Source organism: Campylobacter sp. US50a, assembly GCF_004379015.1.
In the GTDB taxonomy this organism is placed as follows: Bacteria; Campylobacterota; Campylobacteria; order Campylobacterales; family Campylobacteraceae; genus Campylobacter_D; species Campylobacter_D jejuni.
The window spans coordinates 1-22,907 of sequence record NZ_RYYJ01000008.1; the positions used below are offsets into that span (position 1 = coordinate 1).

21 protein-coding genes are annotated in these 22,907 nt (G+C 29.6%); 1 reads left to right on the plus strand and 20 read right to left on the minus strand.

The annotated features are described in order from the left end of the window. Positions 1-92: 92 nt before the first annotated feature. The 20 genes from ELQ11_RS06080 to ELQ11_RS06175 form a co-directional block, all read right to left on the minus strand. On the minus strand, positions 93-2,459 hold the full coding sequence (locus ELQ11_RS06080; protein WP_134225200.1) for a flagellar protein: 2,367 nt from the start codon (positions 2,457-2,459) through the stop codon (positions 93-95). A 21-nt stretch (positions 2,460-2,480) separates the two neighbouring features. After that, positions 2,481-3,869 (minus strand): NADH-quinone oxidoreductase subunit N, encoded by a 1,389-nt coding sequence (locus tag ELQ11_RS06085; RefSeq protein ID WP_134225201.1) that lies wholly within the window; start codon positions 3,867-3,869, stop codon positions 2,481-2,483. Continuing rightward, positions 3,859-5,346, minus strand: a complete 1,488-nt coding sequence (locus ELQ11_RS06090) for an NADH-quinone oxidoreductase subunit M (RefSeq protein ID WP_134225202.1) — start codon at positions 5,344-5,346, stop codon at positions 3,859-3,861. Before ELQ11_RS06090 ends, ELQ11_RS06085 begins: the two co-directional genes overlap by 11 nt. A 1-nt stretch (position 5,347) precedes the next feature. Further along, on the minus strand, positions 5,348-7,138 hold the full coding sequence (nuoL, locus tag ELQ11_RS06095; RefSeq protein ID WP_070298996.1) for an NADH-quinone oxidoreductase subunit L: 1,791 nt from the start codon (positions 7,136-7,138) through the stop codon (positions 5,348-5,350). Between the two features lies 1 nt (position 7,139). After that, positions 7,140-7,436, minus strand: coding sequence for an NADH-quinone oxidoreductase subunit NuoK (nuoK, locus tag ELQ11_RS06100; protein ID WP_002851490.1), 297 nt, complete (start codon positions 7,434-7,436; stop codon positions 7,140-7,142). Beyond that, positions 7,433-7,951, minus strand: coding sequence for an NADH-quinone oxidoreductase subunit J (locus tag ELQ11_RS06105; RefSeq protein ID WP_126214399.1), 519 nt, complete (start codon positions 7,949-7,951; stop codon positions 7,433-7,435). The genes nuoK and ELQ11_RS06105 overlap by 4 nt, the downstream gene beginning before the upstream one ends. After that, positions 7,948-8,613: an NADH-quinone oxidoreductase subunit NuoI gene (gene nuoI / locus ELQ11_RS06110; protein WP_126214401.1), complete on the minus strand. Its 666-nt coding sequence runs from the start codon at positions 8,611-8,613 to the stop codon at positions 7,948-7,950. The genes ELQ11_RS06105 and nuoI overlap by 4 nt, the downstream gene beginning before the upstream one ends. Before the next feature lie 9 nt (positions 8,614-8,622). After that, on the minus strand, positions 8,623-9,621 hold the full coding sequence (nuoH, locus tag ELQ11_RS06115) for an NADH-quinone oxidoreductase subunit NuoH (RefSeq protein ID WP_126214403.1): 999 nt from the start codon (positions 9,619-9,621) through the stop codon (positions 8,623-8,625). Continuing rightward, a complete protein-coding gene (locus ELQ11_RS06120; protein ID WP_070233523.1) occupies positions 9,614-12,076 on the minus strand; it encodes an NADH-quinone oxidoreductase subunit G in 2,463 nt (820 codons plus the stop codon). The genes nuoH and ELQ11_RS06120 overlap by 8 nt, the downstream gene beginning before the upstream one ends. Continuing rightward, positions 12,073-12,765, minus strand: a complete 693-nt coding sequence (locus ELQ11_RS06125; protein ID WP_126229579.1) for a hypothetical protein — start codon at positions 12,763-12,765, stop codon at positions 12,073-12,075. The genes ELQ11_RS06120 and ELQ11_RS06125 overlap by 4 nt, the downstream gene beginning before the upstream one ends. Continuing rightward, positions 12,762-12,989, minus strand: a complete 228-nt coding sequence (locus tag ELQ11_RS06130) for an NADH-ubiquinone oxidoreductase subunit E family protein (RefSeq protein ID WP_002824979.1) — start codon at positions 12,987-12,989, stop codon at positions 12,762-12,764. Before ELQ11_RS06130 ends, ELQ11_RS06125 begins: the two co-directional genes overlap by 4 nt. Further along, positions 12,986-14,212: an NADH dehydrogenase (quinone) subunit D gene (nuoD, locus tag ELQ11_RS06135; protein WP_002862216.1), complete on the minus strand. Its 1,227-nt coding sequence runs from the start codon at positions 14,210-14,212 to the stop codon at positions 12,986-12,988. The genes ELQ11_RS06130 and nuoD overlap by 4 nt, the downstream gene beginning before the upstream one ends. Before the next feature lies 1 nt (position 14,213). After that, positions 14,214-15,008, minus strand: coding sequence for an NADH-quinone oxidoreductase subunit C (locus ELQ11_RS06140; RefSeq protein ID WP_134225203.1), 795 nt, complete (start codon positions 15,006-15,008; stop codon positions 14,214-14,216). Next, entirely contained in the window at positions 15,005-15,508 is a 504-nt protein-coding gene (locus tag ELQ11_RS06145; protein ID WP_002777888.1) for an NADH-quinone oxidoreductase subunit B, read from the minus strand. Before ELQ11_RS06145 ends, ELQ11_RS06140 begins: the two co-directional genes overlap by 4 nt. Next, entirely contained in the window at positions 15,490-15,879 is a 390-nt protein-coding gene (locus ELQ11_RS06150; protein WP_002824972.1) for an NAD(P)H-quinone oxidoreductase subunit 3, read from the minus strand. The genes ELQ11_RS06145 and ELQ11_RS06150 overlap by 19 nt, the downstream gene beginning before the upstream one ends. A 113-nt stretch (positions 15,880-15,992) precedes the next feature. Continuing rightward, positions 15,993-16,658, minus strand: coding sequence for an ATP-binding cassette domain-containing protein (locus tag ELQ11_RS06155; protein WP_134225204.1), 666 nt, complete (start codon positions 16,656-16,658; stop codon positions 15,993-15,995). Next, positions 16,651-17,361 (minus strand): ATP-binding cassette domain-containing protein, encoded by a 711-nt coding sequence (locus ELQ11_RS06160; RefSeq protein WP_032599167.1) that lies wholly within the window; start codon positions 17,359-17,361, stop codon positions 16,651-16,653. Before ELQ11_RS06160 ends, ELQ11_RS06155 begins: the two co-directional genes overlap by 8 nt. Continuing rightward, positions 17,358-18,152, minus strand: coding sequence for an ABC transporter permease (locus tag ELQ11_RS06165; protein WP_074487149.1), 795 nt, complete (start codon positions 18,150-18,152; stop codon positions 17,358-17,360). The genes ELQ11_RS06160 and ELQ11_RS06165 overlap by 4 nt, the downstream gene beginning before the upstream one ends. Further along, the gene (locus ELQ11_RS06170) at positions 18,139-19,083 is read right to left on the minus strand and encodes an ABC transporter permease (RefSeq protein WP_052949819.1); all 945 of its coding nucleotides are present in this window, start codon (positions 19,081-19,083) and stop codon (positions 18,139-18,141) included. Before ELQ11_RS06170 ends, ELQ11_RS06165 begins: the two co-directional genes overlap by 14 nt. Further along, on the minus strand, positions 19,083-20,618 hold the full coding sequence (locus ELQ11_RS06175) for an ABC transporter substrate-binding protein (RefSeq protein WP_126219343.1): 1,536 nt from the start codon (positions 20,616-20,618) through the stop codon (positions 19,083-19,085). Before ELQ11_RS06175 ends, ELQ11_RS06170 begins: the two co-directional genes overlap by 1 nt. 283 nt (positions 20,619-20,901) lie before the next feature. On the opposite strand from ELQ11_RS06175, the gene ELQ11_RS06180 reads away from it, so the two are divergent. After that, the gene (locus ELQ11_RS06180) at positions 20,902-22,854 is read left to right on the plus strand and encodes a Cache 3/Cache 2 fusion domain-containing protein (protein WP_070317463.1); all 1,953 of its coding nucleotides are present in this window, start codon (positions 20,902-20,904) and stop codon (positions 22,852-22,854) included. The last annotated feature ends 53 nt before the right edge of the window (positions 22,855-22,907 follow it).

The window sequence follows — 22,907 nt, forward strand, 5'->3', positions numbered from 1 at the left end:
GTGATATAGCTAATAATATCTTAGAAGATGTTAAGAAGAAGAGGTTTTAATCTTAGATGACTAGCTAAAAAGCTAGTTATCTCTAAATTTACTTATTGATTTAAAATTTGATTTTTACTCTTACATAAATTCTGCCAATTTGAAACGCTTTTGATTTCAAGACATTGTTTTAAACTTTCTTTTTCAGCTTGTATATTTTGCATTCTTTCATAAGTTAAAGCTTGGATATATAAAGCTCTTGCCTTATCCTCATCTGAAAGTTTTAATTTAAGCAAATCTGCTAAAACAGCTAAACTTTCTTCATTTTTATTGATTTTAGCCAAAGCATCAAGATACATAAATTCTAAATTAGGACTAAAAAGATTTATACCTTTAAAATTTTGATAGTCAATGGCCTTAGGTGCGTAAGTTAAAATAGTTGTTTGCATATTATGATCATTAGCATAAGAAAGTAAAGCATCATAAGCTTCTACCATACTAAAATTCATTGGAAAACTTTCTAAAATTTGCAAAATTTTAATGGCTTGATTGTAGTCATTTAAACGCAACAAAGACAAAAATTGCAAATAATAAGCCTTAAAATTCTCATCATCGCTTTTTAAAATTCTAGAATTAGCTATATCTTTAGAAATTTTGATCACCTGAGAATATTGTTTATTATCAAAAAGAATAGATGCTTTTTGAAGACCATAAAATATAGAATCTTCATTATAATTTTTATCTATATAATCAAGTGCTTGTTCAACATTAGAAGTTCTGATAAGACAAGCTAACATTTGTTTTTTATTCTCAATTTTCTGACCTATATCATAAGCGCTAAAACGCATAAAAATATTTGCAGCATTGATACAATTATCAGCTTTTATCGCATTTTTTAAATCATTAACAGCTGCTTTCTCTAAAAATTGAGTAGCATTTGGAATTTTTTTACTTTCTATAAGATCTTTATAAGCTAAAATCGCACTAAAATTTCCCTCTTTATAATAAAGTGCAACATCTTCATCTAAAGCCTTATTTGCAATATTCTCATCTTTATTTGCATATTGCTTCATTAAATCTGCATAACGCTGATGCAAAAAGCTTGCATTATTATCACCTAAAGCAAAGAATACCTCATCACTTGCTTTTTTGATTTCATCTAAATACCTGCCATCTATATAATCATCCATATACAAATCAAGGTATTTTTTAGCATCACTAGATCTGTTAGTATGTGATAAAACTAAGGCTAAATCTTTTAAAGTTTCTTCATAACTTGGATCAAGTTTGGACATTTTAGCAAAGGCGTCTTCATAAATACTTGCACTTATATCAAATTGTCCTTTTTGATTAAATAATTTAGCAAGTTCTAAAGATCTTGGAATATCTTTTCCAAAATATTCAGGATTGGCTTTTAAAATAGTATTAATATACTCTATAGCTTTATTTACTTGCCCATTTGAAAGCAAATTCTTTGCCAAACTCATAGCTGCTCTTGCAGCTAAATCTAAATTTTTTGTATTAAAATAAGTATTTTCATAAATATTTACAGCTTTTTCTTTTTCATTTAAATTATAAATATAGTCTGCATAATCAAGTTTTGATAACTGAGTAAAATAATTATTAGGTTGTTCATTATCCAAAATCGACATTGTATATTCTACATCAGCACGCTGAGCTAAAGCGATATAAGTTCTTAACATTATATGTAAAACTTCTGAAAAATTTTTATCACTTGTAAAAGTACGCGTCCAATTTTTAGCATCATCAATCATCTTTTCTAAAATTTGTTGATCACGCATGCTCGGATCTTGGGTGTAAAGTTTATTTTGAGCTCTTAATTTATATAGTATAAATTCACTAGTAAAAATACTGCCACGATATCTATTGATAGCATTTTGAGCATCAATCGCCACTTGATTGTAATTAGCCTTATCGTATTCTTTTTTGATGCGTAAATAAGTATTGATATCTGCACTTTGAGGAATAACAACAGGATCAGAATTTAAATCTAAAGCTCCAACATAAGGTAAACTCTCATGTGGAAAATTGATATTAAAATCAAGTCCATCATAGTCTTTAACGCGCACTAGTTCTGGTGTAAAAATAAAAGTAAAAGCCTTACTTTTATGCGAACTTGATGAACTGAGTTCTTTATCTATATAAATATTTTGAGAAGTGTCAAACATTCTTGCTTGCATTTTTGGCAAAATGATCATTTTAATTTTTTGAGCTTCTTGTATAAATTTTAAATCAAAAGCAGAAAAACTCTGATCTTTTAATTTATTATCAACCATACCTGCAATATCACATTCAAAATGAACTTTTGCTTCGGTAATAAATTTTTGACATGTAAATTCTAAATCATTACTCGCATGTAAAACTGCAAAAGCTTGATTATTTTCGCGACCCGTGTTTAAAACAAGCTCAAAAGCAAAAGCATTTAAAAAACTTAATAAAATTAAAAATAATATTCTCATAAAATAATTATAGCAAAACTCTTATAACATTAACAATATAGCAAAAGTGCTTACACAAACACAAAAAGCTAAAATAAAATTTTGTATAAAACTAAACTTAATATTATAAACCCTATCATTTTTCATAAATAAAGCATGAATTAAAATCTTTAAATACGCATAAAGCATAATAACAGAAGATAAAGCCACAAAAAGTGCCAAATACCAATATCCATTTAAAATTGCTGTATTTAAAATCATAAATTTACCCCAAAACACTCCAAAAGGCGGGATACCTGCTAAAGAAAGCACACTAATGCTTAAGCAAAAAGCAATTAAAGGTTTTTTAACCAAAAGCCCATTTAAACTCTTATAAGAATTATTCTCATAATTGCTTAAAATCATAAATACAGCATAATTTGCAAAAGCAAATAAAGTCCAATACCCAAAAATAGCAAGCAAAATTCCATCAAAATTTTGTTCTTTTAATAAAGGAATACAAGCTACCAAAACCAAAGAAGAATGCACTACAGAACTATAAGCAAACATTTTTTTGATATTGTTTTGACTTAGAGCTGCAAAAGCACCTATAAGCATAGAAAAAATCGCTAGAACTATTATGATATATTCAAAACCTGTATTATTTAAAAAATCAAACAAACGAATAACCACAACCAACATGGCAACTTTTGGCACAACTGAAATAAAAGCAACTAAATTTGTATGTGCTGCATAATACACGTCTTTAAGCCAAAAATGAAAAGGCGCCAAAGAAAGTTTGATTGCACAAAGAACGAAAATCATCACTCCAGCACCCAAAAGCATGGGATCTTTTTGAAACTCATTTTTTAACGCTAAATTAGCAGATAAATCTAAAGTTCCTGTTTTTAAATAAATAAAAGCTACAGCCATAACAAAAAACCCAGCTCCTACAGCCGCTACACTAAAGTATTTTATTGCACTTGAAATAGCATTATTACTTCCACGCATTGCTATTAAAGTATAAAGTGCTAAAGAAGAACTTTCAAGTCCTATAAAAATAAGTACTAAATTTGAGCTTGAAACCATCAAAAGCAAAGATGCAATCATAAATAAAAATAAAGCATAAAATTCACCTTGATTTTCTTCTTTTTGCATTAAAAGATATAAAAATGAAAAACACAAAATCACCAAAGAAGCATAAAATGAAACAATATCATTATTTAAAGTAGCCAAAAAAGCTTTTGCTTCTAAACCTTGAGCATTTGCATTATTTAAAATCAAAAAAGCACTTACAATTAAAGATAAAGAACTTATGCCAATATAAAACGATCGATGAAATTTCCAAAAACCAGAGCAAAGCAAAAGAACTATTGCAGTTGTAATTAAAAATAAAAATGGATAAGATAAGCTTATATTTAAAAGTTCTAAATTTAAAAAATTATTTAACATTTGCCTCTCCTATTTTAGATAAAAAATCTAAAGTATTTTGCTCCACAGCTCTAATATTCATTGTTTTTATAAGATTATCCACATCTTTTTGTATCGGCTTTAAAAGTATATTTGGCATAAGCCCTAGTCCAAAAATCATTACTACAATACACACAAGCACTACTATTTCTCTAAAGCGTAAAGAAAAACTCTCTATAAAGCTTTGTTTTTGCATGAAAAATATTTTTCTAAATACTGCAAACATATAAATCGCTCCTAAAATAATCACCAAACCTGCCAACAAAGCGTAAAATAAATTAATCTTTGCTATACCTAAAAGAATTAAAAACTCTCCCACAAAAGAAACAGTTAAAGGCAAAGAAACACTCGCAAGTAAAATTAGCATAAAGAAAATTGAAAATAAAGGTGCTTTTTTGGCCAAAGAATGGTAAAAAGAAATATCATAAGTACGATATCTTTGGTGTAAAAGTTCAACCATTAAAAATAAAGCTCCCGTTACAATACCGTGTGCAAACATATAAAAAACCGCACCACTAATACCCAAAGCATTTAAAGAAAAAATTCCCAAAATCATCACACCAAGATGTGAAATAGAACTATAAGCGATCAATTCTTTAATATTTTCTGCTCTATAAGCAATTAAAGCATTATAAACGATACTCACTATACATAAAGCTACAATTAAAGGCATAAAATACACACTCGCATCTGGAAAAAGTGGTAAACAAAAAAGTAAAAATCCAAAAGGAGCCATTTTAAAAACTACAAGCATTACAGAAACAAGCACGGGCGAATTTGCATAAACCTTAGGTGCCCAAGTATGAAGTGGAAATAAAGGAGCTTTGATAGCAAAAGCGATAAAAAATGCTCCAAAAAGTAAAAGTTGCTCTGTGAAATTTACTGCTGAGGCATTATTTTTCCAAATTTCCAAGTCAAAAGTGAAGATATTTAAAAGTTGATAATTTAAATAAGCTTGATAAATCAATGCTACAAGCATTAAAATTGAACCCGCAAAAGCATAGATAAAAAATTTCACCCCTGCTCTAAAATCTTTACCATAAACTCCCATAATATAAAGCAAAGGCAAAAGAGAAAATTCCCAAAAAACATAAAATAACAAACCATCTTTTGCACTAAAAAGTCCCATAATAGCAAATTCTAAAAAGAATATACAAGATACAAGTGCTTTTTGTTCTAGTTTCAAAAATAAAAAGCTTAAAAATATCATCAAAGAACTTAAAAGCATCAATATAAGTGCGATACTGTCTACTCCTACATGAAAGCTAAAAAATTTCAAAATTTTAAAAGAGAGATTATAATCAAAGCTTACCCCTTGTAAAAAATCCGCAAAAATATCCAAATTTAAAGCCAAAATCATAAAACTTACAACAACGCTAAAAACCTTAACGCCTCCACGATTTAAAAGCAAAACCACAAAAGCAGAAATTAAAGGAAAAAATATCAAATAATTTAGCATTTTACACCATCCATACCAAAATCAACAAAATCACAAAAGCTGCCACCAAAAATCTAAGCATTAAGTTTAAGCTGTTTGGCATAATCATTTTTTGTGAAATAATTTGAGAATACAAAGCAATTTTTTCAACTATTCTATCAAAAATATAAAGATCACAATGCTTTAAAATCGCACATAAACTTTCATATTTTGAAACAATAAATTGATGATAGAATTTAGGAATAAAATAATCATTACTTAAAAGTTTGTGAATTTTATTTTCTTCAATACTTTCTTTAAACCAAGAATTTTTATAAGCAAAAATAGCCAAAATTACACCCAAAATAGCTGCTACACTCGCACAAATCATTACAATTTGATTTTGTGCATCAATAAAAACTAATTTTGTGCTTAAATATTCAAAAAAACTATGTTCAAAAAATCCTGCAACAATAGCTAAAACCATCAAAGGACTCATAGCCAAAAGTGCGATTTTACTTGCTTCATGTGGATGTTCATCATGCCTTGCAGGGGTAAAAAATACCAACATTAAAAGTCTAAAGCTATAAAATGCTGTTAAAAAAGCTGCGATTAAAAGCACTAAAAAAATACCATGGTGAAAAGAAATGAAAGAATATCCTAAAATCAAATCTTTAGAGAAAAATCCTGCAAAAGGATAAATTCCTGCTAAAGCTAAAGATCCTATACACATCAAAATAGCCGTAAATTTTAAAGGTTTAAAAAGTCCACCCATTTTTTTAATGTCTAATTTATCATTCATAGCATGCATTACATTTCCAGCACCTAAAAAAAGTAAAGATTTAAAAAAAGCATGTGTAGCTAAGTGAAATAAAGCTATACCATAAGCCCCAAGTCCTGCAGCTACAAACATATATCCAAGTTGCGATAAGGTAGAGTAAGCAATAATGCGTTTTAAATCCCTAGCCACCAAAGCCATAGAGGCTGCAAAAATCGCTACAAAAGCTCCAAGTAAGGCAATAATATAAGAAACCTCAGGAACTAAATCATAAAGCGTACTCGCACGAATTACCAAATAAACCCCCGCTGTTACCATGGTTGCTGCATGGATTAATGCAGAAACAGGAGTTGGCCCTGCCATAGCATCAGCAAGCCAAGTGTGAAAAGGAAATTGTGCAGATTTTCCCATAGCCCCTATAAATAAACAAGTTGCGATTAAGATCAAAGCGTTGTGATCTAGGCTTTGTGCCATGGAAAAAACTTCATCATATTTTAAAGTTCCTGCTTGTAAATAAAGCCAAAAAATTCCTAAAAGCATACCCAAATCCGCAATACGATTCATAATAAAAGCTTCATTAGCCGCAAAAGAATAAGTATTATTTTTATACCAAAAACCTATAAGCAACCAAGAACAAAGCCCAACACCTTCCCAACCTACAAAAAGTCCTAAGAAATTATCACTCATAACTAAAAAAAACATAGAAAAGACAAAAAGCCCCAAATAAGCAAAAAATTTATTAAAACCTTCATCATGAGCCATATAAAAAATACTATAAAAATGCACACAAGTAGCTACAATACCTACAACACTCATCATAGTAAGCGAAATAGCATCTATATCAAATCCAAAATTTACTCCAGCAAACCATTCAAACAAACTCACATTAAAAGCTTCATTGCAAAAAAGCAAATACAAAGAACAAAAAGCACTCAAAGCTATTAGAAGTGAGCAAATTATCCCTACAAATTGTTTTTTCTCACTCAAAGCAAAACAACTTGCAAACAAAAAAGCTATAAAAGGACTAAAAAGAGAAATCAAAGCCAAATTTTGCATACTAAGCCTCCACTTCTTTTAAACTTTTTAACTCTAAAGTGCCTTTTCTTCTATACCAAAGCACACACAAAGCTACACCAACAGCTACTTCACAAGCCGCTACACCCATGATAAAAAGTGCAAAAACCTGTCCATTTAAATCATTGTGCATTTTAGAAGCTGCTACCAAGGCTAAATTAGCACTATTTAATAAAATTTCACTCGAAATAAAAAGCATAATGAGATTTTGTCTTTTTAAAATCCCTACAAGCCCTATAACAAACATTAAAATAGCGACAAAAAAATACTTTTCTATCATTGTTTTTCCTTTGTAAGCTCTTTATGAGTAAGAGTGATAGCACAAACTAAAGCAATCAAAAGCAAAATAGCTATAAATTCAAAAGCTAAAAGATATTTTGAAAAAATCGCTAAAGCCAGTTGTTTATTAAAATCAAACAAAGCAGGATCATTTAAAGGCAAATCCGTGCTGATATTTTGGTATTTAAAACCTATAAGCATGGCCAAAAGTAAAATTGCACTTAAAACTACCAAAGTAAAAAAACTTTTTTTAGCTTTAAGTTGTTCTTTAAATTCTTTAGAAGCATCAAAAAACATCATCGCGAAACTATAAAGTCCAAGCACAGCTCCACTATAAACAATAATTTGTATCACGCCTAAAAACTCTGCATCAAGTAAAAAATAAAATCCCGATAAAAACACCATTCCACCTGCTAAAGCCGAAAGAGAATAAAGCATATTTTTACTTAAAACCGCAATAGTAAAAAAGCCTAAAACCACTATACTAAAAAATACAAAAGCCAAATTTTCTATCATTTATTTTCTCCTTGTGAAGCTAAATTTGGCAAAACGCATTGTTCATCTGTGCATAAATTTTTCTCTCTTTCTTGCATTACATCATAATAATTTGGCGTTTTTTTAACCCACAAATTTGCATCCTTTCTAAGACTTCCTGCTCCTTCAAATTCAACTTGATTTTTAAGCTTATCAATAGGAGTTAAAAAATCTTGCTTATAGCCAAAATAAGACCTTTGCTCGGCTGCATTTTCATACTCTGTTCCATGTACTATAGCAAGCTCAGGGCAAACTTCAGCACAAAAACCACAATAAATACAACGTCCTAAATTAATACTATAATTTCCTACTTTTTTACGCCCATTTTCATCTAAAGAAGTTTCCATTCTAATACAATTGCTAATGCAAATTTTTTCGCAAAGCCCACAACCTATACATCTTTCGTTTTCGCTTTCTATAAAACGCATCAAACGATGGACAGCACGGTAACGATTGTCAAGTTTTACCTTTTCAAAAGGATATTTAATCGTAGCGCTATTATTTCTCTTAAGCAATTCTCTCATCATCACAAAAAGCCCTATAAAAAGCTCTAGTTTAACGCTTCTACGCAAAGCTTGTGAAATTTTCTCCCAAGCGCTAACAGGAGTTTTTCTTTTCTCATCCACTAAATAATAATTTTTCATATTAAACTCCTATAAAAGAACTGCCAAAGCAGTGATTAAAAGGTTTAAAACCGCTAAAGGGATTAAGATCAAATAGCACATTTTCATCACTTGATCTGGGCGCAATTGCGGAAAAGCAGATCTTGCCCAAAAATACCAAAAGAAAATAAAACTTGATTTTACTATCATCATAATCCAACCAGGAATAATCCAAAAGCTATTAAAACCCCCTAAAAACAAAAGAGTTACCAAAATAGCTCCAGCTATCATAGAAGCATATTCACCTATGAAAAACATACCCCATCTTAAACCCGAATACTCCGTTCCATAACCCGCTACAATTTCAGCATCATTTTCCGTCAAACAAAGCGGAGTTCTATTGGTCTCTATAAATAAAGCAATTATAAAAAGCACAAAAGCCAAGGGCTGTTTAAAAATAAGCCAAGAAAAAAATCCATCACTTTGATAATTGTTAATATCCACCAAAGAAAAAGAACCTACAAGCATTACAATAGCAATCAAAGCTAAAGCCCCTACGCTTTCATAGGAAATAATCGCTACAAGCCCTCTTGCAGCCCCTAAAATCGACCATTTATTATTACTTGCAAGTCCACCCAAAAACACCGCATAAAAGCAAAGCCCTGAAGTACCGATGACAAAAAGCAAAGCTACATTGATATCTGCCACTATAGGCTGAATCACCCTTCCAAATAAAGTAAATTCAGGTAGCATAGGAATAGCTGCTAAAGAAACAAAAGCACAAATAGCAGAAATCAAAGGTGCTATAGCAAAAATAAATTTTTGCGAATTTGAAGGGATTATATCTTCTTTAGTAAAAAGTTTTATCATATCAGCTACAAGTTGAATAAGCCCAAAAGGCCCTACCATATCAGGCCCTATGCGTCTTTGAAAATAAGCTAAAACTTTTCTTTCAGCATAAGTTGCAAGACCTGCCAAACTCGCAAATATTGCAATGACAATAATACATTTAATCAAAGCCTCTAAAGCAAAAAAAGCAAAATCACTCATGGTTTGCTCCTAATTTTTCTAAATTCGCCACAACAAATCTTTCATCAAAAAAGCTTAGCGTGTCAAGTTTTTCATCAAAATACGGCAAGAAAGCTCCATTTTTTATATCCTTATCCACACGCACACTAAGGCTTAATTCTTTATCTTTTATTTTAAGTTTTACAAGATCTTTATCTTTTAAATTTTTCTCTTTAGCTAAATTTTCACTTACGCCTAAAAAAATCACCTCATTAATCGCACTAGCACGATTTGAAAATCTACCAAATTGATAGCTAGGATTAGCGCTATAAAGCAAAATTTCATCTTCTTTTAGGTTTAAATTTTCAAAATTTGGAGAGACGAATTCTTTTTTAGCAACTTGTTTAAAACATTCTAAATTAAGCTCATATCCCCTTTTACAATCGCCTGCATTGGTATAAAAATTGTCTAAATGATCAAAATCAATCGGAGAAAAACCTTTATTTATAGGGAGTCTCTTAGTATAATTTATAGTATATTCCTCATCAAAACCTAAAGCATTAGCTAAATCATTTAAAAAATATCCCTTAAATTCTAAAGCAGCGTTAGTTGGCACCACTCTTTTATCATAATTTAAAAAAGTTCCTTCTTGCTGATTTAAACTCGCACTAGCTAAATTTGCATGCTCTTCATAAGAAAAACTAAAATCACCTTTTTCATTGTAGCCTAAAGTCTTGCCTTCTTGTGTGTTTTTATCCAAATCACAAATCATAGCCACACCTAAGGTATTAGTATGCGTAGGATTTAAAAAGACTTTAAAAGGAGTGGTATTTTGGATCAAAGCAAGTAATTTAGCAAGTTTTTTGGCATTTTTATGAAAATAAAAATCACTCCCTATAACAAGAGTAAAATTTACTTTTTTGAGCAATAAATCTTCTAATTTATCTTCATCTATGCCTAAATTTTTAGCAAAAACAGAGCGTTGTACTTCTATGATTTTTTTTACTTTTTTAGGTACGACTTTTTTTACTTCTTTTTGGATTTCATTACCTTCTTCATCTTTTTCTATGACTTGTTCTACAACTTCTTCGTTGATACTTTCTTCTATTTCTTTATTTTCGCTAACAAAAAACTCTGCTAAATGAGTTTTAATACCTTCATCTTGGCTAAATTTTTGAAGTAAAAAATATAAAATTTGCTCTTCATCGCCACTTTTATGAATGTGCGGGATAAAATTTTTAGAATATTTTGCTATACCCATATCTTCCATAGGATGAAAATAAAGCCCTGAGCCTTTATTCATCACTAAAGCATTGTTGATTTTATAGCTAAGTGTTGGAGCATCATATCTTAAAAGCATTCCAGCTACAACCAAAAAATCACTTTTTGTTATATCTTGAGTATTAGCACTATAAAACTCGCCAGAATTAGCGATAAATTCTTGTAAAAATTCTTTAAATTTCAAAGCTTCTTCATTGATCAAAGAAAGATTAAATTTCTTTTTTAAATTTTGTAAAATCAAAGCTTCTTCATTGGTAATAAAACTATTAAATTTAATGTTTTTAATTTCATTTTTCTCAAAAAGCTCCACAAGTTCTTTAAAGGCTTTTTCATCTTTATCCGCCTCATTTTGCGTATCAAAAGCAAATCTTGCAGCCTTATTTAAACTCGCAAAGGCAAAATCATTACTCACACGATAAATTTTTTCTTTTTGATTGCTAATACCACTTTGCTTAATATCATAATACATCAACTCACAATCGCTTGAATGCGGATTTGAAGCAGGAATTCTCTTAAGTTCCCAAATATTTGAAGTATATTGAAATTTCGAACCTATCAAAGCTCCTGTTGGACACACGCTTGTACATTCTCCACAAAATGAACAATCAAGCGTATCGCCATTTGCAGGGCCTATCAAACTTTTTTGAAATTTAGTCCAAATCGCATAAGCATCTTTTCCCATGCTCTCTTTAAAGCTATTATCCACACTATCTCCGCCACGAGGAACAGTCTTTAAAGCACTTTCGCCGATTTTATCCTTACAAACTGTAATACAACGCTCACATACTATGCAAAGCGCGGGATCGTAATTAATCATTCCCCAATGTTTATGTGGTTTATGCGTGTCTTTAATCCAATGTTTTTGAACATTTACACGACTTTTATGAGTGAAATTTTGCAATTCACACTCGCCTGATTTATCGCAAACCCCACATTCTAAAGGATGATTGATACAATAAGCTTGCATGATCTCATTTCTTTCATCCCAAAGATTTTGCAAATCACTTTCTACAACCATACCCTCTTTTGCTTTAGTATTGCAAGAATATACCTTTTTACCATCAGCTTCAACCATACACATACGACAAGCCAAAGTAGGACTACAGCCCGAAAGATAGCAAATCGCTGGGATAAAAATATCATTTCTTCTTGCTATATTTAAAATATATTCGCCTTCTTCAAAGGCGCAATCGATACCATTAATCTTAACTGTCATTTTGCTTCCTTTATGCGAATTGGAGTAAAATCAAAACCATTGTTTTCATAATTTAAAAAAGCTATGGTGCCTTGTAAATTTTCATCTAAACAAAGCTTGGCTTTAAGACTAAAATCTTTAGCCAAAATTTCAACTTCACTTTGATCTTTACATTTTGCAATTTGTAAAAATTGCCTTGAACAATGTAAATTTTTATCTTGCAAATTTGCTCTAAAAAGCACTAAACCATCATAATTATCTAGTTCTTTTAAGGTGTTTAATTTTGCCTTTTTAAAATCGCATTCTTCTTCATCGCTATCTAAAATCTTTAATTCATATTTTACGCTTAAGAAATTCAAAAAATATTTGATATTTTCGCTATCTTTATAAAAATGGATATTTTTATCTATAATTAAATACTTAGCCTCTTTTAAAAAAGCAAGCACTTCACCTGCTTCTTCCTCTCCAAAACAAGATTCAGCACTTAAATATCCCTCATCTAAATCGCAAAAATGCCCTTCATCGCTTAATTTACAAAGCAAGGCCAAAACAAAACTCAAACTTGCAATTTCGCATTTGTAAAATTTAGCTTTTAAATTTTTATCTTCCAAACAAGAAATATTAATGCTATTTATGCCTATTTTTTCACATAAATTTTTGTTTTTAAGGCTTGGCATATCTAAAAAACAAAGAGCATTACCATAAATCATACCCTCTCCTTTTTTATAACAATAGTCCAATCCACTTGATTAAATTTCAAAGAATTTAAAAGCTCACAGCCTTGTTCTTTTACAAAAGAAAAACTTTTTTCAACAGGAGAAAAATCGCCGATTTCAAAAAGCACCACTAAAACCTCGCCTTGTTTTGCTTCTTTTATGATTTGTGCTAAATCTTCAAAAAGCTCTTTGCTTTTTCTTAAATCTACTCTTCTCATCGATCTATCTCACCTAAAACTATATTTACATTACCCATAATGGCTACAACATCAGCTAAATAAGTACCTACAAGCATTTCTTCAAAAAACGCACAATGCCAATAACTAGGCGTTCTAGCCTTTAAACGATAAGGTCTTCCTGTACCATCACTATGGATAAAAAAGCCAAGCTCACCTTTTGGACTTTCAGTAGGCACATAAACTTCGCCTTTAGGGGGTTTTAAACCTTGAGTGATTAAAACAAAATGCTGCATTAAAGAATAATTCTGCGTTAAAATTTGTTCCTTTGAAGCACTTACATACTCAGGATGTGTAGCTAAAATTTCAGGCGGAGTATCTTTATAAAGCGTGGCACATTGTCTAAGGATTTTCAAACTTTCACGAAATTCTTGCATATAAACTTTATATCTTGCATAAGAATCCCCTTGTGTAGCATAAGGCACACCAAATTCAACTTCATTATAAAGCAAATAAGGCTCTTCTTTGCGTATATCGTATTTTATACCGCTTCCTCTTAACATCACACCCGTACAACCCCAATTTAAGGCTTGTTCTTTGGTAACCACACCTACATTTTCAGTTCTTAAACGCCAAATTCTATTATCATCTAAAAGATCTTCATAATCTTTTAAATCATTTGGAAATTTATCGCAAAATGCAAGCATTTCTTCTAAATAATTCTCAGGTAAATCAAGCATAACCCCACCTATTCTCATAGAAGAATGCGTAAGCCTTGCACCGCAATACTTTTCTATCAAATCCAAAACATATTCACGTTCTCTAAAGCAGTATAAAAACACACTCATCGCACCAATATCAAGCGCATGAGTGGCAAGCCAAAGCAAATGTGATGCAATACGGTTTAATTCTAAAAGTATCATGCGTATGACTGCTGCACGGCGTGGAATCTCTAAACCACAAAGCTTTTCAACCGCTGCACAATAAGCATAATTATTCGCTGAAGCGGCGATATAATCCATTCTATCAGTAGTAGGAATAAATTCTTGATAAATCATATTTTCAGCCATTTTTTCCATACCACGATGCATATAACCTATACAAGGACGTGCTTTTACAACTTGCTCTCCATCAAGTTCTAAAATAAGACGTAAATTTCCATGTGCTGAAGGGTGTTGAGGGCCTAAATTGATAATCATTTTTGAGTCTTCTTGCTCAAAAGCTATATTTTCATAATAAGGTTTTAACTTGCTAGGAATTTGCATTTTAACGCCTTTTCTCTAAAATTTTTGCTTCATCACGTTTTACTTTTTTTACAAAAGCTACGCCTTCATCTTCTTGATATTCTTGTTTAAAGGAAATTTCCTTCTTTTGACCACCTTTTGGCACTTCATGATAAAGTCTTGCAAAATTTAGCGTATCTTTATCATCAACAAAACCAGAATCTCTTTGTTCTTCACCCACTACTTCACGATATTCTTTACCAAAAATTTTATCAATCTCATACCATCTTGCAAACTCATCACCCTTTAAAGGATAAGTTTTTAAAAGCGGATGTCCAAACCAATCATCAGGCATTAAAATGCGTTTTAAATTGGGATGATTTATGATGAAAATTCCAAACATGTCATAAATTTCTCTCTCACTCCAATTTGCCCCTTTAAAAACATGAGTCACGCTTTGCAAACGCTCTTTTACACCTACAAAAGTTTTTATTCTCACTCTTAATTTTTTTTCTAAATTTAAAAGCTGATAAAACACTTCAAAACCATTTCTATCTGCTATAAAATCAATAGCACTTGCCTCTGTAAAACTTAAATACCCTAAAGTTTTAAGCATTTGCAAGGTTTTAACATTGTCTTCTTTTTTAATTTCTATTACCCAAAAATCAAGCTCTACAAAGGAATTTAAAATTTCTACTTGAGTTTTTAAAACTTCAAAATCATCTTTAAAAACACTTTCATTAACATCAGATTTTACAGTGTGTGGTGCGTGATAAAATCTATCTTTATAATAATTTTGAGTTTGAGCATTTTTTTTATCGCTATACTTTCTCATCATACCAACCTTTTAGGTGCGATCTTGCGACTTGCTTTTTCTTTGCGAATCTTTTTTTGCAAAATCATCAAAGCAAACTGAAAACTTTCGGGGCGTGGAGCACAGCCTGGTACATAAATATCTACAGGTATAATTCTATCCACTCCTTGAACCGTAGAATAAGTATTAAACATACCGCCTGTATTGGCACAACTTCCCATAGAAATCACCCATTTAGGATCAGGCATTTGATCATAAAGTCTTCTTGTAAATTCAGCATGCTTTTTACATAAAGTTCCTGCGATAATCATCACCTCACTATGACGTGGCGAAGCTCTAAAAATCGTTCCAAATCTATCAAAATCATATCTTGAACCCCCAGCCGCCATCATCTCAATCGCACAACAGGCAAGTCCATAAGATAAAGCCCATAAAGAATTACTCCTACCCCATTGAACTAGTTTATCAACGCTAGTTAAAACGACGGGCAAACCACTTGCATAATTTACTTGATGCTCTGCCATGCAAACGCTCCTTTTTTATAAGCATATAAAAATCCAACTCCTAAAAGTACGATAAAAACAAAAACTTCTAAAAGCCCAAACCAACCTAAATCTTTAAAAATCAAAGCCCAAGGAAATAAAAACACAACTTCTATATCCAAAAGTATGAAGATTAAGGCGATGATGAAAAATTGAGAGTTAATCTTGTTAGCTTGTTTAACAGGAATAGGACCACATTCATAAATTCCAAGTCCTAATTTTTTGCGATTTTTTGCGGCAAAATTATTACCAATTTTTGAAGCTAAAAAAACCAGTCCAAAAAAAATAACACTAGCAAGTACTAGCATTAAAAAAATACCAAAATAAGGATGCGAAGCATCTATATGAGACATTTATTCTCCTTTTTTAAAGCACTTTAATCACTCCACAACAAAAATTAAATTTACACTTTTCTTTATTTTACTCTAAACTTTCTATATTGAAACTTATATTAAAAAATATTTTTTTAAAGTTTTAATTTTTTATGATTAAATTTATAAAAAAGATCACTTTGATGGGTTATAAATATATAAGAAATATTATTTTTTTGCTGATAGTCATATAAAAAAGTTAAAATTTCTTTAGAAGTTTTAATATCGAGTGCTGAAGTAATTTCATCTAAAATCAACAATTTAGGATTTAAAACCAAAGCACGGATAAGACCTACACGCGTGGCTTCTCCCCCGCTTAACTCATAGGATTTTTGTTCTAAAATTTGTTTTTTTAGACTAAAAAAATCAAAAAATTCTAAAATCAAGTCATCATTCTTTTGTAAATTAAAATTTTCCAAAGCATCTTGTATAAGATTTTTGATTTTTTTATAAGGGTTTAAAGCCATTTTTTGATCTTGAAAGCAATACTGAATTTGCTTTCTTAAAAGTCTTTGTTTGTTTTTATCAAGCTTGTGTAAGTTAAGATTTTCATACCATATCTCACCCTCGCTTGGATCTTCTAAAAAACAAAGAATTCTAGCTAATGTACTTTTACCTGCACCACTTTTACCTAAAATTATTAAATTGTCATTTTCATTTAAAGAAAAATTGATATTATCAAAAATAATATGTCTTTCTTTTTTTAAATACCAATGCTTTTTAAGCTCATAAAACTTACTTAAATTACAAACTTTAAGCATTATAATACCTTAAAAACTCATCTAAACTATATAAATTTGAACTATTTTTTTCTAGCATAAGAATTTCATCTGCTAAAGAATTTACCAAATTTAAATCATGAGTGATGCAAACTAAGGCTGTGTTATTTTTTAATTCTTCTAAAATCGATATAATCTTAGAAGCGTTTTCTTTATCCAAAGAAGCTGTGATTTCATCACAAATTAAAATTTGGGGTTGATTTAATAATGCTAAAGCTAGGCTCACCCTTCTTGCCATACCCAAACTTAATTCATTAGCATAAGAATGCCACAAACGATCAAGATTTTCAAATCCTAATTTTTTAAAATAAGAAAAAGCATAATCTTTTCTTTCTTTTTGTTTTAATTTTGTATGAGTTTTTAAAACAAGATGACATAAATTTCCAATATCCAAATAAGGATAAAGACTAAGCTCTGCATCTTGCAAAACAAGTGCCACCTTAGAACGAAAATCTCTAAGTTCTTCTTTGTTAAAATTAAAAATACAAGAATTATGAAAACTTAATTCATCAAAACTTATTGTGAAGTTAGAATCTAAAAGTCTTACCAAAGCTTTTCCTAACAAGCTTTTACCCACTCCACTTTGTCCTAGTATCATTAAAGTTTTGCCTGTTTTTATATCTAAATTAATATCCTTAAGCAATAAATTATTCTTCAAACTGATATTTAAATTTCTTACCTTCAAGATCTTATACCCCAAATTTTTTGTAAAAAATTACCCAACCATAAAAGAGGTAAAAACAACAAAAGCAAGCTTAAAAGTGGAAAAAGTATCATCCACCAAGCACCTATAAAAACTGCTTTTGAAGACTCACTCAAAAGAGTACCTAAAGTTGGAATTTCAAATCCTAAGCCCAGTCCAAAAAAACTCAAAGTAGCTTCTGTGGCTATAGCATGAACAATATTAAATATAAAAAGTGTAAAAATCAGTGTTTTTAAAGCGGGTATTAAATCTTTAAAAAAAGCTCTAAATTTAGTTCTTCCAAGCACTATATTTGCTTTGTAAAAATCTAAATTTTCAAGTCTTTTTAATTCACTTTCTATAATTCTTGCTATGAAACACCAATGAATTAAAGCGATTAAAAAAATCATCAAAAACACATCAGAAGTTATCATGCTTTGAAAAAACATCATAAGTAAAAAAGCAGGCAAGGCTAAAAAAAACTCTAAAATACGCATCCAAAAAATATAAAAAAAACATCGTGCTAAAAACAAATAACACAAAGCAAAAATAATAGACAATAAAGATCCACCAACACCTATAATCAAAGAATTTCTCAAAGCAAAAAGCAAACGAGAAAACAAATCCCTGCCTAAAAAATCAGTCCCTAAAATATAAGTAAAATTAGGAGCTTGATGCAAATTTTCTAAATGAGTGCTTAAAATATCAAAAGGAGTCAAAAAAGGTGCGAACAAGGCGCATAAAAACAAAAAAATTAAAGGCGCAAGTATGATAAGAAATTTAAACAAAATCAAGCCTTCTTAATCTAGGATTTAAAATCCTAGCTACAATATCACTTAAAAATGTAAAAAATGCTGCAAGCAAAACACTAAAAAATATAAGCGCAAGCACAACAGGATAATCTTTAAAAATAATACTTTTAAAAAGTAAAGACCCAAGTCCCTCGTAAGCAAAGACACTTTCTACCACATAAGTTCCCATCATAAAACTTAAAGCACTTCCTCCAAAATAAGCCACAATAGGGCTTAAAGAATATTTCAAAACTAAAAAATAAATATCTTTCTCCCTTAAAGCCCTAGCGTATAAATTTTGAATAAAAATTTGAGAAAAACTTTCATTGATAAAATTTCTAGCAATCCTTAAAAATAACGCCAAATGTGATAAAACAAGTACCAAAACAGGTAAAATCAAATGCTCTAAACGATTTAAAAAATCATCTTCAAAGCCTATATCACTACTTCCCATAACAGGCAAAATTTTCCAAAAAATTCCAAAAATTAAAACAAACAATAAAGCTAAAACAAAAGGAGGTAAAGCAAAAAAATTAAAAGCTAAAAAAGTGATGATTTTATCTATAAAACTTTCTTTATAATAATATCCTAAAAGTGCCAAAAAAACACTGAGTAAAAATAAAAGCATTAAGGCACTAAAACCCAAAATAAAAGTATTAAAAATTCTTTCTTTTATAAGCTTTAAAACACTTTCTCCACTTAAAAAAGAAACCCCTAAATCTCCTTTTAAAGCCTTAAAAAGCCAAATTTTATACTGCTCTAGCAAAGGCTTATCAAGCCCTAAATTTTGTTCTATTCTTTGAACAAATTCTTTACTTTGTGAATTAACTCCATTAGCATAAGCTATACTGCCTTTACTAAAATAAAGCAAAACAAAACATAAAAAAGTGCTAAAAAATGCTACGACAATACTAAAAACTAAGCGCTTTAGCACTATTTACTCCACTCATAAACATTCCAAGTAAAACCCACTCCGTGATGACCTAAAGTCCTTGCTTTGATACCTTTTAAATCTTTATTATAAACTAAAGCAAAATCAAGATAGGCTAAAAAAATAAAAGGAGGATTTTCATACAAAGCATCTATAAAATCTTTATAATATTTTTTTCTCTCTTCTAAATTTGAAGTATTTCTTGCTTTTTGCAAGGCTATATCCACTTTTTTATCATGATAATGTCCAAAATTCCAACCCTCATCATTTAAAGCACTATCTTGCGAACTTTCAAATACCCTAAAAGTGTGAAAATCAGGATCTAAAGGACTTCCCCAGCCTATTAAAAAACTATCTACTTTAGAATAATCAAAACTTCCAGCAGGTTTAGCCACCACCTTGCTTACAACTCCTATTTTTCTAAATTCGCTTTGCAAAATTCCAGCTAAACTTACCCTTAAAGGATCATTACTCATCGCCCAAATTTCAAATTCTAAAATTTTCCCATCTTTTTCAAAATTTCCATCTTTATTTTTCTTAAAACCTGCACTTACAAGTAAATTCTCGGCTTTTTTAGGATCATATTTGTAAATTTTAAAATTCTTAGGATTTGCCCAAGAACGCTCTAAAGGGTGATTGGCTACAAAAGCATAATCATGCAAAAGATTTTTTACTATACTTTCTTTATCAACTGCGTAATTTAAAGCTTGTCTTACTTTTAAATCTTTTAAAAATTCATTATCAAAATTAAACATTAAAGCCCGATAATCAGCCGATTTTTCACGTAAAATTCCAAAATTTTCATCATTTTTAAAAATATTTAGCAAAGAAACATCGATTAAAGCTGCGTCTATCTTGCCATTTTTAAGCTCAGCACTAGCTATAGAAGGATCAAAAATGTGTTTTATAATAAGTCTTGGAGTTTTTACCTTATCAAGATAAAAATGTTCATTAGCTTTAAATTCAACATATTCACCTTTTTTCCATTTTACAAATTTATAAGGACCTGTACCTATAGGATTTTGATTAAAAGAGCTTATGTTTAAATTCTCATTTTCAAGCAAATGCTTAGGAAGCATTCCTATGCTTAAAGCATCTAAAAATGCAGGATAAGGTTTAAAAAGTGTGATTTTTACATGAGAAGGATTTAAAATTTCTACACTTTTAATGTCTTCAAAATTGACATAAACAGAAGAATTGTTTTTAGGATTTTTAAAGGCTTCTATACTAAATTTCACATCATCAGCACTAAATTTGACTCCATCATGCCATAAAACATCATCTCTTAAAAAAATATCATAAACAAGCCCATCTTTACTAACATCCCAAGACTTAGCCAAATCAGGTTTTAAACTCATATATTCATCAAAACGCGTAAGCCCTGAAAATACAAGATTAATCACTGCATCATGATCCTCACTATAAGCAGGATTTATCCTTGTGATTTCATTTTCAACCGCTACAATAAGTGTATCTTTTGGGATTTTTGCTTCTAAATTTACAAAAAGTAACAATACAAAAATTAAAAATCTCAACATAAAAAACCTTTTTAAAATAATTAGAGAATTATATGTTAAAAAATGTTTTAATAACAAGCCCCTGTGGGGGATTTATAATTAAAAAATATAATAATTAATAAAAAATTAAGCTTTAATAGGATTAAATATATCTTAATTATTAATAATTTAATAGAATTTATAATTGAAAGGATAATTCATGTTTAATTTAAAAAATGCTTCATTAGGTAAAAAATTTTTTATCTTGAATATTATTCTAATTTTTATATTAACTATTATATTTTTATTAGGTTTTACAATTATTATGTCAAATTTTACAGAAAAAACTTTACACGATAGATTAAAACAAGAAAATGAAATTATAAATAATTTCTTAAATCAAATTGTTCAAAAAGATGGAGAAAATTTATTACAATTATTCAACAATACCCTAACAAGACATTTTGGATTTTCAGAAGAAACTTTCGCTATAAATGGCACAACTCAACTTTTTACGAATAATAAAATCATAAATATTCCTAATTTAACCTATAATGGAGGTAAATTAACCAACGAACTTGATTATATTTTGACCTTTAAACATTCAACTAATGCTGAAGCGACATTATTTGTAAAATATAATAACGATTTTATAAGAATTGCCTCATCATTAAAAAACAAAGATGAAAAAAGTGTTATAGGTACAGCTTTGGATCATAATTCTCCTGCTTATGTGTCTGTTTCAAAAGGAAATGATTTTTATGGTAGAACTTCTTTATTTGGAAAAGACTACAACTCAATTTATAAACCTATAAAAAATTCCAAAAATGAAATTATAGGTGTAATTTTCGTAGCTAGTGCAATGGATCAAGTTTATAAACTTATACAAAATAGTTTAAAGGATATTAAAATAGGAAAAAATGGAAGCAATGTAATTATAGATCCTAAAACAGATATTTTTATAACAGGTTATAAAGATCGAAAACCAAGTCAAGTTGAATATTATAAACAACTTCAGAAAAACAACAGTGTTATAAAATTTGAAAAAAATAGTGAAAATTTTGAATCTTATTCTAGCTATAATAATGCTTTAGATTTATATATCATTAGCGAAGCTTTTACCAAAGATTTCACCAAAAATGATTCAATCTTAACTAAAATTATTATTGCAAGTATAATCATTTTATTTATAGTTATTATGATATCTACTCTTATTATATTAAAAAAACTTGTACTAGAAAGATTACATAATGTATCCCAAACTATTTTTAATTTTTTAGCTTATATTAGCCACGAGATAGATTATATTCCTTTGCTTAAAAAAGAAAAAAATAACGATGAAATAGGAAAATTATCAACAGCCATCAATCAAGCTATAATTAAAGCTCAAAAAAGTTTAAGTTTGGATTTTCAAGCTATAGATAGTTCCACTAAAATTGCCAAACAAATCGAAAATGGAAATTTAAATGTTAAACTTGATATAGATCCTGCTAGTCCACAACTTAAGGAATTAAAAATAGTTTTAAATCAAATGCTTAATACTTTAAAGAAAAATATAGGCGGAGATATTAATGAAATTATAAAAGTTTTTGATGATTATACCAATCTTGATTTTAGAAGCAAAATTAAACACGCTTATGGGAAAATTGAAATTGTTACTAATGCTTTAGGAGCTGAAATTAAATCTATGCTTACAACTTCAAAAGAATTTGCTAATGAACTTTCAAATCAAAGCATTTTATTAGAAGATACGATTAGCAAACTTCAAAAAGGAGTAAACGAACAAGCTTGTTCCTTACAAAAATCTTCTAGTGCTATAGAACAAATCACTAAATCTATGGGTAATGTCACAAATAAAACTGAAACAATGATTTCTCAAACTCAAGATATAAAAAATATTATAGGTATTATATCAGATATAGCAGAACAAACTAATCTTCTAGCTTTAAATGCTGCTATTGAAGCAGCACGTGCTGGAGAACATGGTAGAGGTTTTGCGGTTGTGGCTGATGAAGTTAGAAAACTAGCTGAAAGGACTAAAATATCTTTATCTGAAATAGAAACTAATATTAATTTACTCGTTCAAACCATAACTGATGTAGCTACAAATATAAAAGAACAATCAGAAAATATTTCTCAAATCAATATAGCAGTAGAAAAAATAGGAGATGTTACGGATGATAATCTTAAAATAGCCAATAATACTGATAGTATAGCTAAAAAAATAAGTGGTATTTCTTCAAACATACTTGAAGATGTATATAAAAAACAATTCTAATTTCATACTTTTAGTGTGAAATTAACTTAAATTAATTTTTTTCTCCTTTTTAA